An 11387-nucleotide genomic window follows, 5' to 3' on the forward strand; every position below is an offset into this window, starting at 1 on the left:
GACGGGGGGAGTTGTGAGCGCAGTGGTGGACGACGGCAAGAAGGTGGTCCAGGGCTTCTTCGAGGCGGTCAGCGAGGGCCGGCTCGAAGATCTGCCGCAGTACATGGCGGCGGACGTCGTGGACCACAACAAGATCATCCATGGTGAGGCGGACGAGCCGGGGGCGGCGTTCGAGGGTCTGCGCCAGCAGTCCGAGGCGCTGGCTCCGCTCACCGCCCGGGTGGAGGAGCTGATCGGCGAGGGTGATCGGGTGGTGGCCCGCGTCACCCAGCGGGGCGTCCACAGCGGGGCTCACCCGCGGATGCCCGAGCCGACCGGGCGGTCATTCGAGATCGAGGCGATCTGGATCTTCACGCTGCGCGCGGGCCGGATCACCGAGATCCGCGCGGTGAGCGACCGCCTGGGGCTGTTCGCCCAGCTCGGCTGGCCTCTGCCGCAGAGCTGAGCCGGGCGCGTCAGGGCGTCGAACGGGTGGCGCCGAAGTGGGTCTCGTGGTTCCAGACGTGGTGGCACGCGGGGCACTGCAGGTGCAGCAGGCTGCCGGAGTTGGACAGCATGTAGCGCCACCCGCGCCGGTCGTCACAGTGCGGGCAGTCCACGCCCCAGGCGCGTCGGCCGATGTCGGCCTGCGGATCAAGCGGCAGCATCGCCGGGTCCCGCGGGGAGCACGCCGGCCGCCACCAGCTCGTCGTAGACGCGCTGCTGCTCCGCGTCCAGACCGGAGTACAGCAGCGCACGCGCCTCCTCCTCGCCGCGCAGCGCCACCGCGGGGTCCCAGTCGGGCCCAAGGGCCTCCATGACGTGGGTACGCCTGAGCATCTCGTGCGCGCCGAGGTCGAGGGCGAAGTGGAATGCGGGGCCGTGGGGGGACATGCCGTCGAACGTAGGTGGGCATTTCCCCCATGGCAAGAACAGGTGGGTTGAATCACACCGGGCCCGCCCGTCGTCCTCTCCCGGATCAGGACCTGAGGGCCGGCCCAGTTCCGGTAGAGGTAGGGGGAGCGGTTGCAGCGGGCCAGGCGGGCGACGTGGGTCACGCCGACCCGCCGGGGGCCGTACCCGGCCAGCGCGTCCAGGGTCGCCCGGTACACCGTGCCCGTGCCGGGCTGCCGGACGGAGGGGGGCGATCGGCTCACGTCCGGGAGCATGGCAGGGGTCGGGGTGGTACCTGGCGGGGAAAGTGCGACAGATCTGGAGAAGGTGGTGCGGCGGGCGTCACCCTGTTCAGCAGCTGGTCGTCCAGGTGTGCGAGGCGCCCTGGTCGTTCGCGGCGGCGTTGTAGCCGACCTCCTGCCCCGGGGCCAGACAGATGGTGACGTGGCCCAGCAGCTCACGCGCGGAGTAGACCTTCACGTGGTCCTTGACGCCCGGGCCGGAGATGCCGTGGTTCGCCCACGAGGAGTCGTGCCAGGCCATGTCCCCCTCCCACCAGTGGTCGTCGCCGCTGTGCTCGATCTTCAGGCCCTGGAAGTTCGTTTCCGTCCACACGCAGAAGTTGCCGCTGCCGCAGGGCACCGCCTGTGCGGAGGCGGAGGTGGCGAGCACGGCTCCGGCGGACAGGGCGGTGGCGGCGAGGAGGGCGGCCAGACGCTTGTTCATGCTGAGGGTCTTCCTTTCGCGGTGAGGAGAGATGTGGCCTCGGCGAGGGCATGGGCACGCAACCGCTGCCACTCGGCGATCTCGGCGCGATGCCGGGAACGGACCTCGGCCAGGGAACGGTGGGACTGCTCGGCCTCGGGCCGAAGGTTGTTCACGACCACCGACGTACGAAACCAGCGGCGCTGGTCGCCGTAGAGCCGCTGCTGAGCCGCCGCGAGGCAACCGTCGGTATGGGCGCGGACCACGTAGCCCGTGGGGAGTCGAAGTGACAGTTCCGCCTCGCCCGAACCGAACAGGGCGTCGGAGACGCGGCGTTGCTCGGCGGACGAGGGCGCCGACTGCCCCGGACGGGGCGGGACCAGGCCCTGGCGGGCGAGACAGTCGTCGGTGAGTTGCTGGGTGGCGGCCTTGATGACGTCGTCGGGGGAGGGATGGGGCGGTGCGGTCGCCTTCGTCGCACAGGCGGTGAGGACCAGCCCCGGGACGAGGAGCGCGGCAACGGCCGTCGTACGCGGACGCATCTGCGGATCAGCCCGGCTGGCACCCCATGGTGGAGTCACTGACCCCGTCGAACTTCGTCGCCCACTCCCAGTTGTTGGAGTAGTCGTCCGGGTAGATCGCGCGGTACAGGCAGCCGCCGGGCTGGTAGCTGATCGCGTACACGGTCACGGAGGCGTGCGAGTCGAAGGAGTACGCGTGCCGCTTCACCCGGGGGTCCGCCTCCCGGTACCCGGGCGGTGCGTAGTCCCAGGCGCCGCCGGGTCCCATCTGGTTCGGGTCCGGCCAGAAGTACACATGCCCGGGAGGCACGGCGACAGCGTGCGCGGCCGGGGCGGCGGCCGGCCCGAGGGCCGCCACGAGGGCAGAGGCGATGACAAGGTGACGCATGGCCGGGGCATGCCCTGGGGCTCCCGCCCGTATGCGACACGTCTGTCCGGTTCACCCCTTCCGGGGGATCAAGGGGTGCGAGCGCCCTTGAGGAATGCGCCCCACGCGCCGGAGGACACCCTGAGGGTGGGGCCGGTGGGGTTCTTCGAGTCGCGGATGTGTATGACGTCAACGTCTTGGGCGACCTCGACGCAGTCCCCGCCACTGTCGTTGCTGTAGCTCGACTTGAACCACCGCAGTGCGCTGCTCATCGCTGCTCTTCTCCTGCCAGCCGCTGGATGAGGCTCAGTGAGTCGTCCGGGCTCAAAGCCTGTGTGCGGATCTTCGCATAGCGGTGCGAGAGTTGGGCCACCTTGGTGGGATCACCGACGAGGACGCTTTCATCCTCGATCTCCATGTAGACCACGTGGTGGTGCTCTCTCGTCTCCACCAGCTTCATGTCACCGCGGGCTCCTGCGTGACCGGCGCGCAGCCCCCGTTCCAACGGCAGCACCTGGATGCTGACATTGTCCCGCTCCGCGGCCTCTGCTAGCGAGCGCAATTGCTCGTACAGCACCTCCCAACTGCCGAACGGCCGCCGAAGCACCGACTCGTCGAGGATCAGCTCGATCATGGCAACGGGATCGCGATCGAAGAGCGCCTTGCGCGCCATGCGCGCTTCGACCAGTTCCTCCACCTTGTCATCGGCGAGCTTCGGATAGCCGCCGCCGATCAGGGCGCGGGCATAGCCCTCCGTCTGGAAAAGGCCGTCGACCACGTAGGTCTGGTATGACGACAGCGTCACTGCCTCGGCCTCCATCAAAGCGAAGTCCTTGAACTGCGGCGGGTACTTGTCGAGCAGCACGTACTTGCGTGCCTTCTCGAAGACGCCCAATCCCCCGCCGAGCGCCTCCTCCAGCTTGACGAGCATCTTGTCGCTCGCGGGCTGCGCGCACGTCTCCATCGCACTGACCGCCGACCCGGTGTACCCGATCTTCCTCCCCAACTCCTCCTGCGACAGCTGCTGCTGCTCGCGCAGCGCCTTCGCCAGGGCGGCGACCAGATGTGCCGTCCCGCTCGCCTCCACCTTGTTCACAGCCCGCGCCATTGCGGTCACCCCCGAACTCAACCGAACTCAACCGGTCGCAAGTCGCTCGTACCGGTTTCCGACCGTTGCTATTGGTCGACACAGAGTTATGGAAGACGCTAGCCCCGCCTGTCGAAACTGGCCGCATGAATACGCAAAGTGACCTGGACTGGATCCCCTCCACGGGCATCCAACTCCGCAAAGCCGGCGTCCGGTTCGACGCCCTCCGGATCGACGGCGACCGGGGCCGCGCCCTCGCCGACCGTCTCGCCCGCATGACCGGCGGAGCCCCAGGACCCGTCATCGAGGAGGACAACGGAAGACGTGCCGTCTACTTCCTCGTCCCGGTCGGCAGCACGTCCCACCGCTCCTGGCCCGAAGGAGTCACACGCCTCACCGCCGGCCCGAACCGGATCTCGTACATCCCGATCCCAGCGCTCGACGGCCTGACCTGGCCCCTGAGTTGGCGCTACCGGCCGACGGCATCCGGCGACCTGGTCCACACGCTGCTCCTGCGCACCGCCCTTCACTCCCCGGAGTGAAATATGCCAAGTGCCGCCTGACAAAAGCCAGTTCTGGCTTGCATCCGTCGCTCTGCGTGCCCATAGAGTCGCGCCAACAAGCCGAGCGAAAGAACGCCCCCGCGGTGCGCCAACACCCGGGGGCTCGACACCAGGTCCAGATACGAGAGAACACCTGATGCGCATCCATCGTACGACGCCCACGCGCGCCTTTTCCGTCTTCTCCAACGCTCTTCTCCGCGACCGCAGCATCTCCTGGTGCGCGGTAGGCGTACTGACGTACCTATTGAGCCTGCCGAACGACGCCCGCGTCACCATCCGCACGCTCGCGGAGCAGCGCAAGGAGGGGCGGGCGCGGATCGCCGCCGCCCTGCATGAGCTGGAGGAATCCAGGTATCTGCGGCGGGTGGTGCACAAGAGCCGGGCGACGGGCCAACTCTTCACGGTCTACGAGGTGTTCGACACTCCGTACGAGGACGAGCCACCCTCGGGTGAATCGGAGGAATCCCAGAACCCGGCCTCCGGCGAGTCGGCCGACGCGCCGTCGGACGCTCCCCCTCCGGGGGAAAAGACCGGGGAAGAAGAACCTCCCTCCCCGCCGCCGCCCCCGCCCGCCGCTCCGAGCGAGCGCACCGCGCTCGCCGCCAAGCTGCTCGGCTCGCTCGGCCGCGCACACCCCCGGCTGACGCTCGGTGCGGAAGACGCGCTGCGGCTCGCGCCACTGGTGGAGGAGTGGTGGGACGCGGGGGCAAGCAACGCCCAGGTGCGGGCGGCCCTGACGGACGGGCTGCCGCCCCGCGTGTACTCGCCGCGCGCCCTCATCGAGAACCGCCTGCGCCGCAAGCGCCCGGCGCCGCCGACGGTCGGACCGGTCACGACCGTCGAGGTCGAGACGCGCACGCCCGGGGCGTCCGCCTACCGGGAGGCCGCCCGGCGAGGCGGCGCGCTGGCATGGGCCCTGCTGCGGGGCCAGGCCGCTCCCGCGTAGACGCACAGACTCCCGGCCGCACGCCCGTGCCGCCGGGTCCTTCCAGAGAAACGGGAGTGCTGATGACCGTCACACTCGAACGCCCTGAGGCGGTATACCGACGGTATACTCTGCTCATGGCTGACACCACGATCAAGGTCGACCCCGCTGTCCGAGACCGCCTCCAGGAGCTGGCCCGGGATCGCGGGATGAGCATGCGGGACCTCGTGGCGGAGCTGGCCGGGGCCACGCCCACCAAGGAAGAGCTGCGCAAGCGGTACGAGGAGACCAAGGCGTACGTCGAGGAGCACTTCCTCGGCAGGCCCTACACCGAGGACGACGAGAAGGCCGGCGAGAAGCTGTGGGCCGACCTGCAGGCCGGGCGCATCGGGGAGGTCCAGTGAGGGAGCAGGACCAGTACCCGCTGCCGCGTGCCGTCATCTTCGACGACACTGCCGCCCTCGCGCTCGGCGCGGGGAACAGCATGGCCTCCCGGCTCGTCGTCGAGGCCGAGAAGGACCCCGCCCTGCGCGTGTACATCCCGGCGCTCAGCCTGGCCGCCGCCGAGCGGGAGCGGGCGGGAGTCGCCGAGCACCTCGGCGCGCTGCCGTCCGTCAACATCGAGGCGCTCGACTTCGCTGCGGCAACCGCCGTGGGCAAGCGCCTGCGGACAGCGGCCGCCGCAGAAGCAGAGGACGACGGCAAGCTGGAGCCGGACTGGAGCGGTGCGCACGTGCTGCACCTCGCCCTGCCCACGGTGGAGTGGCCGCGCGGCCGTCCCGTCCTGACCAGGACACCCACCCGGTACCGCGGGACGGGCATCCGTACGATCCGGATCGTAGAGAGCTGACAAGGAGCCGGTGAGGGGCACCCGCTCGAGAGCCCCTCCCGGCCTCAGCTGAAGACGATCATCGACCCCTGCGCCAGGCTTCGTGTCGCCGCCGCGTGCAGGCCCAGCCACACATGGCGTTCGCGGGCGAACGGGCTCGGGTCGTACGGGGCCGGAAGCGCGGGTTCCTCCAGGGCCGTGGGGGCGAGCGGCGGGTCCGGGGCGGCCGGGGGGTTCGCCGGGTCGATGCCGATCGACGGGGCCACGAACTCCAGCTCCCGCAGCAGCGCCTGCGACGAGCCCAACGGGCCGCCGCCCGCCAGGAGTTCGTCGTTCGACAGGGGCTGCGGGAAGTCCACCGGGACGTAGGCCCCGGCGTGGTCGTAGTGCCACACCAGGTGCGACTGCTGGGCCGTCGACTCGAACATCTCCAGGAGCTGCTCGTAGTCGCCGCCCAGCTCGTCGACCGGGGTCACGGCCAGGCCGCACACCTGGAGCAGATAGGCACGGCGCAGGAAGTGCAGTGCGTCGTAGTCGAACCCCGCGACCGGGGCCACCTCGCCGGTCAGGCCCGGCATGTACTGGTACACCGGCACCGGTGGCAGTCCGGCCTCGCCCAGCACCTTGTCGTAGAGGGCGAGTTCCTCGGCGAACGGGTTGTCGGGGGTGTGGCACAACACGTCGACGAGCGGGACCAGCCACAGGTCACAGGCCAACAGTAAGCTCCTCGGGTTATCGGTGTGGTGCAGGAAGCGTAATGGGCGTGCGGGCGGCCGGTCGCGCTCAGCCGTACAAGCCGTGCAGGTCCCATACCCACACCCCGCCCACCCACTTACCGGGCCGCCCCACCAGCTTGTCCACGGTCTCACGCAACGGGTCCTGGTACTCCTGCGGCGGCAGCACCAGCACCCCCGCCTTCCAGTACGCGAAGTCGGCGCGGGCCTGCGCCCGCCAGTTGTCCCCGACGGTCGGCTTCACGCCGGTGAAGCTGATGTCCCGCAGCATGGCGGCGGTGAAGCGGGGCTTGGCGCCGTAGATGCCGATGCGCTCGCTGCCCCAGGGGCCGTTGAAGTACCCGCCGGGCAGCTTGAACGCGAAGCGGGCCGCGGTCTGCCAGTGCAGCGCCTCCGCGTTGCCCGAGTCGGGCAGCGGGACGGTCACCAGCGTCTCGTCCCCGCCGACGTACGACTTCCACGTGCCGTCGGTGATGAAGGCCGGTACGGGGGCGCGTTCCACCGCCGGCAGCGGGGCCGGGACGATCGGGACGAGCGCGGCCGCGACCGCCGTGAGGCCGAGGAACTGGTTGCCGGGGCGCGGCGTGCGCGCCAGGCGCTCGATCGCCACCGCCAGCAGCAGGCCGAGCGCGGGCGCGCAGATCATGGCGACCCGGCCCTCGATGACGGACTCGAACAGCGGCAGGTGCGCGAACAGCGCCCAGGGGCCGGGGGCCGTGGTGTGCGACAGGGGGAACCGGAAGCGCGGGCCGAGGGACAGGAGGGCGGCGGCGAGAGCGGTGAAGCCCAGCGCCTTGACCAGGGCGTGCTCCCAGAGCCGTACGACGATCGCGAAGGCGAGGGCCACCAGCGGCCAGCCGTAGAAGGCGTTCTGCTCGGTGGTGTTCAGGGCGAGGGCGTTCGCGGTGGCCTCGTCGCCCGCGACCAGCGAGTCCTTGGCGAAGGCGAGCAGGGACAGGGGGCTGTTGCCGGTGAAACGGCCGTGGAAGACGTTCCGGTAGCTCTGCGGGCCGAAGAACTGCCAGTACAGGGGTAGTGCCACCAGCGGCAGGCACACCGCTGCGGCGATCGCGAGACCCTTCAGCAGAGGGCGCCGGGCCGCCTTCGCCACGTCCCGGCGCACCACCGCGTACGCGCCCGCGAACAGCGCCAGGCCGAGGGACGCGAGCAGCAGCGGCTCCTCGCCGAGGAAGATCTGGTACGTCGCCATCAGGCCGAGGACCACCCCGTCCCGCACCACCCGCGTGCCCGCGCACAACCGCAGCGCGCGCTCGATGATCAGCGGGATCATGAACAGGACGACGAAGTTGGGGTGCGCGGCGGCGTGGCTGACCATCGGAGGCGCGAACGCGGCGAGCGCGGCGCCGGTGAAGGCCGCGCCCCGGTGCCGTACCACCCGCCGCACGATCAGCCGGTACCAGGCGGCGGCCGTGGCGGCCAGGCCGAGCGTCATCACCAGGGCGAGGGCGACCGCGGGGCCGAGGAGCAGGGTGAGCGGCGCGAGGGGGACGGTCAGGCCGAACATGACCGTGTTGGCCATGAGGTTCACCCCGTCGGGGAAGCCCTGGAGGGTGGTGAAGAGGGGGTTGCGCAGGTGGGCCACGTTGTCGGCCGTCACCGCGAAGAACCACTCCCACTGGTTCTGGTCCTGCATCGAGTCCGGGAGGTAGCGGTGGTCCGGGTCCACCCAGCGGCCTCCGTACAGGCCCACCGCCATCAGCAGGAACACGACGACCGCGAGGACGTCGGCCGGGCGGACGGAACGGGCCTCGAGGAGGGCCAGCTCGCCCGCCGTGCGCACGTAGTCGAGGGGGCGGAGCTTGGAGCCCGGCTGGTGCGCCCAGCGCACCGGTACCTCGGTCACCGGCCAATCGGAGCGCCGGAAGTGCCGGAGTATCTCCACGTCGATGCCCCAGCCACTCAGCCGGGAGGCGGCGAACGCCTCGCGGGCGCGGTCGCCGTCGTACAGCTTGAAACCGCACTGCGTGTCGCGTACGCCCGGTACGGCGGTCCGGCGTATCAGCACGTTCCCGGCGCGGCCGAGCAGTCGGCGCGGACGGCTCGGGGGGCGCTCGATGGTCGCGCCCGGCACCGCGCGGGAGCCGATCGCCGCCGCGTACCCCTCGGCCAGCGCCTTGTCGAGGACCTCCAGTTCCTCGATCGGGGCGGCCAGGTCGGCGTCGGTGACCAGCACGCGGCGGCCGGAGGTGGCGAGGACGCCCAGGCGCAGGGCGTGGCCCTTGCCACGGTTGCGGTCGCAGGTGGCGAGCCGCACCCGTTCCTCGCCGGCGCCGGCGGTGGTGACAACGTCCCGGGTGCCGTCGGTGGACCCGTCGTCGACCACGACGACCTCCCACGACCCCAAGCGGCCCTCGTTGTCGCGCAGATACGCGGTGATCGCCTCGAGCGTGGGCCCGAGCCGCTCCTCCTCGTTGTAGGCGGGGACGACGACGGACAGGTCGATGCAGATGGCCGGCATGTCCTCCAAGACGTACGCGGCCTGCGCCGTGCTCAACGAGCGGCCAGCCGCTCCAGCAGCGCGAGGGAGTGCGCGTTGTACGCGGCGACCACGGCGTGCGCGGCGGCCGGGTCGCGGCGGGCGAGGGCGTCGACGAGTTCGGTGTGCCCGGCCCACAGCCGGCCCTTCAGATCGGTGACCCGGCGCAGGTGCTGCACCGCGCACACCCAGGACTGCACGCGCAGTCGGTGCAGGAAGTCGGCGAGGTAGGGGTTGCCGTACAGGGCGCTCAGCTCGCGCCAGAAGCGCAGGTCGTAGCCGATGAGGACGTTCAGGTCACCGGCGGTGGCGGCGCGCTCGGCCTCCTCGCCGCGGCGGCGCACCGCGGCGAGGGCGGCGGTGCGGCGCGGATCGTCCGCGGCGGACCTGCGGTGGCCCGTGCCGGCGCCGTCCTCGATGAGGCGGTGGAAGATGCCGTCGGTGACCAGGCTGCGGGCCTCGATCATGCCGCGGTAGTCGTCCAGGGAGTAGGCGCGGACCTCGAAACCCCGGTGCTGGACGGCGTCCAGGAGACCCTGCGCCGACAGGTCGACCAGCGCCTCGCGGACAGGGGTCGCGGAGACGCCGTACTGCTCGGCGATCTCCTTCACCGTGAACTCCTGCCCCGGCTGCAACCGGCCGGCCAGCACCTCGTCGCGGAGCGCGTCCGCGATCTGCTGCCGCAGGGTGCTACGAGTGACGGCGCCGTTGCCGGGCATCGTTGTCTGGGTCCCCCCATCCGCGTACGGGTGCGTGTTCCTGCCGGAGACACGTCACCTTACGCGGTGGGGGGACCCATGAGCGCCCCATCTGCGGCGCAGCCGGTCAGACCGTGTACTCGTCGGCCACGGACAGCGCCGCGTCCAGGGCCGCGAGGCCCTCCTTCGCCTCCGCCTCGGTGATCGTGCAGGGCGGGACGACATGGGTGCGGTTCATGTTGATGAAGGGCCACAGACCGTGCGCCTTGGCGGCGGCGGCGAACGCGGCCATGGGGGCGTTCGCCTCACCCGTGGCGTTGTACGGCACCAGCGGCTCCCGGGTCTCACGGTTCCTGACCAGTTCCAGGGCCCAGAACATGCCGACGCCGCGCACCTCGCCCACCGACGGGTGCCGCTCGGCCAGCGCGCGCAGCCCCGGCTCGATGACCTGCGCGCCCATTACGGCGGCGTTCGCGACGACGCCCTCCTCGGCCATCACCTCGAGCGTGGCGACCGCCGCGGCGCAGGCCAGCGGGTGACCGGAGTAGGTCAGACCGCCCGGGTAGGGCCGCCTGCCGAAGGTCTCGGCGATCCTCGGCGAGATGGCGACACCGCCGAGCGGCACATAGCCGGAGTTCACACCCTTGGCGAAGGTCATCAGGTCCGGGACCACGTCGAACAGATCGGCCGCGAACCATGCGCCGGTGCGTCCGAACCCGGCCATCACCTCGTCCAGGACGAAGACGATCCCGTGCTTGTCGCACAGTTCGCGCACGCCCGCGAGGTAGCCGCGGGGCGGGACCATGATCCCGGCGGTCCCGGGGATGGTCTCCAGGACGATCGCGGCGATTGTGCCGGGGCCCTCGAACGCGATCGTCGTCTCCAGGTGCTCCAGGGCCCGCTCGCACTCCTGCTGCTCGGTCTCGGCGTAGAACCGCGAGCGGTACAGGAACGGCGCCCAGAAGTGCACCACCCCCGCCGCACCGCTGTCGGAGGCCCAGCGGCGAGGGTCGCCGGTGATGTTCACGGCCTGCTGGGTGCCGCCGTGGTAGGAGCGGTACGCGGACAGCACCTTGGGCCGGCCGGTGTGCAGGCGCGCCATGCGCACCGCGTGTTCGACCGCGTCGGCGCCGCCGTTGGTGAAGAAGATCTTGTTCAGGTCGCCGGGGGTGTGCCGGGCGATCAGCCGGGCGGCCTCGGAACGGGCCTCGACGGCGAAGGCGGGCGCGAACGTGGCCAGCGTCGCGGCCTGCTCCTGGATCGCGGCGACGACCTTGGGGTGCTGGTAGCCGATGTTGGTGAAGACGAGCCCGCTGGTGAAGTCGAGGTAGCGGTTTCCGTCGTAGTCCCAGAAGTACGACCCCTCCGCACCGGCGACGGCGAGCGGGTCGATGAGCTCCTGCGCTGACCACGAGTGGAAGACGTGCGCACGGTCCGCGGCCTTGACGGCGGCGCCGGCCTGGGGGTCGGTCTGAGGGATCATGCGGCGAGGCTAGGAGCGGCGGAGTCGGGCGGGACATGGGCGGGATGTCTGCGCTCAGGGGTATTCCGCGACAGGTTGTCGGGTGCAGGGAGCCTCGACGCGGCC

Annotated in this window: 16 protein-coding genes; 5 read left to right on the forward strand and 11 right to left on the reverse strand. The window is 70.9% G+C overall.

Annotation, left to right across the window (positions count from 1 at the left end; translation table 11 throughout):
• Window positions 1-13 precede the first annotated feature (13 nt).
• Complete coding sequence (locus tag SY2F82_RS29825) at window positions 14-445, forward strand: ester cyclase (RefSeq protein ID WP_200422275.1); 432 nt, start codon at window positions 14-16, stop codon at window positions 443-445.
• 10 nt (window positions 446-455) lie between these two features.
• On the opposite strand, the gene SY2F82_RS29830 is transcribed toward SY2F82_RS29825, so the two are convergent.
• From SY2F82_RS29830 to SY2F82_RS29860, 7 genes are all read right to left on the reverse strand, one after another.
• Entirely contained in the window at window positions 456-647 is a 192-nt protein-coding gene (locus SY2F82_RS29830; RefSeq protein WP_200422276.1) for a hypothetical protein, read from the reverse strand.
• Window positions 634-873 carry a DUF6400 family protein gene (locus SY2F82_RS29835; protein WP_200422277.1) on the reverse strand — a complete coding sequence of 80 codons (240 nt, stop codon included), beginning with the start codon at window positions 871-873 and terminating at the stop codon, window positions 634-636. Before SY2F82_RS29835 ends, SY2F82_RS29830 begins: the two co-directional genes overlap by 14 nt.
• Window positions 874-1224: 351 nt before the next feature.
• Complete coding sequence (locus SY2F82_RS29840) at window positions 1225-1599, reverse strand: peptidase inhibitor family I36 protein (RefSeq protein WP_200422278.1); 375 nt, start codon at window positions 1597-1599, stop codon at window positions 1225-1227.
• Window positions 1596-2120 (reverse strand): hypothetical protein, encoded by a 525-nt coding sequence (locus SY2F82_RS29845; protein ID WP_200422279.1) that lies wholly within the window; start codon window positions 2118-2120, stop codon window positions 1596-1598. Before SY2F82_RS29845 ends, SY2F82_RS29840 begins: the two co-directional genes overlap by 4 nt.
• Before the next feature lie 7 nt (window positions 2121-2127).
• Window positions 2128-2487 (reverse strand): hypothetical protein, encoded by a 360-nt coding sequence (locus SY2F82_RS29850; protein ID WP_200422280.1) that lies wholly within the window; start codon window positions 2485-2487, stop codon window positions 2128-2130.
• A gap of 68 nt (window positions 2488-2555) precedes the next feature.
• The gene (locus tag SY2F82_RS29855; protein WP_200422281.1) at window positions 2556-2738 is read right to left on the reverse strand and encodes a DUF397 domain-containing protein; all 183 of its coding nucleotides are present in this window, start codon (window positions 2736-2738) and stop codon (window positions 2556-2558) included.
• Window positions 2735-3583: a helix-turn-helix transcriptional regulator gene (locus tag SY2F82_RS29860; protein WP_374707217.1), complete on the reverse strand. Its 849-nt coding sequence runs from the start codon at window positions 3581-3583 to the stop codon at window positions 2735-2737. The genes SY2F82_RS29855 and SY2F82_RS29860 overlap by 4 nt, the downstream gene beginning before the upstream one ends.
• Window positions 3584-3699: 116 nt before the next feature.
• On the opposite strand from SY2F82_RS29860, the gene SY2F82_RS29865 reads away from it, so the two are divergent.
• The 4 genes from SY2F82_RS29865 (at window position 3700) to SY2F82_RS29880 (ending at window position 5891) form a co-directional block, all read left to right on the forward strand.
• Window positions 3700-4095 carry a hypothetical protein gene (locus SY2F82_RS29865; protein WP_200422282.1) on the forward strand — a complete coding sequence of 132 codons (396 nt, stop codon included), beginning with the start codon at window positions 3700-3702 and terminating at the stop codon, window positions 4093-4095.
• Window positions 4096-4252: 157 nt separating this feature from the next.
• Window positions 4253-5062, forward strand: a complete 810-nt coding sequence (locus tag SY2F82_RS29870; protein ID WP_200422283.1) for a hypothetical protein — start codon at window positions 4253-4255, stop codon at window positions 5060-5062.
• Between the two features lie 116 nt (window positions 5063-5178).
• The gene (locus SY2F82_RS29875; RefSeq protein WP_236041874.1) at window positions 5179-5445 is read left to right on the forward strand and encodes a hypothetical protein; all 267 of its coding nucleotides are present in this window, start codon (window positions 5179-5181) and stop codon (window positions 5443-5445) included.
• Entirely contained in the window at window positions 5442-5891 is a 450-nt protein-coding gene (locus tag SY2F82_RS29880; protein ID WP_200422285.1) for a hypothetical protein, read from the forward strand. The genes SY2F82_RS29875 and SY2F82_RS29880 overlap by 4 nt, the downstream gene beginning before the upstream one ends.
• A gap of 44 nt (window positions 5892-5935) precedes the next feature.
• Here the strand turns inward: SY2F82_RS29880 and SY2F82_RS29885 are convergent, their stop codons facing one another.
• The 4 genes from SY2F82_RS29885 to SY2F82_RS29900 form a co-directional block, all read right to left on the reverse strand.
• On the reverse strand, window positions 5936-6586 hold the full coding sequence (locus SY2F82_RS29885; protein ID WP_200422286.1) for a hypothetical protein: 651 nt from the start codon (window positions 6584-6586) through the stop codon (window positions 5936-5938).
• A 67-nt stretch (window positions 6587-6653) separates the two neighbouring features.
• Window positions 6654-9083, reverse strand: coding sequence for a dolichyl-phosphate beta-glucosyltransferase (locus tag SY2F82_RS29890; protein ID WP_200422447.1), 2430 nt, complete (start codon window positions 9081-9083; stop codon window positions 6654-6656).
• 32 nt (window positions 9084-9115) lie between these two features.
• The gene (locus SY2F82_RS29895) at window positions 9116-9820 is read right to left on the reverse strand and encodes a GntR family transcriptional regulator (RefSeq protein WP_200422287.1); all 705 of its coding nucleotides are present in this window, start codon (window positions 9818-9820) and stop codon (window positions 9116-9118) included.
• Window positions 9821-9926: 106 nt separating this feature from the next.
• Window positions 9927-11282 (reverse strand): aspartate aminotransferase family protein, encoded by a 1356-nt coding sequence (locus tag SY2F82_RS29900; protein WP_200422288.1) that lies wholly within the window; start codon window positions 11280-11282, stop codon window positions 9927-9929.
• Window positions 11283-11387: the final 105 nt, after the last annotated feature.

It is taken from the genome of Streptomyces sp. Y2F8-2 (genome assembly GCF_014905555.1).
Lineage (GTDB): Bacteria > Actinomycetota > Actinomycetes > Streptomycetales > Streptomycetaceae > Streptomyces > Streptomyces cynarae.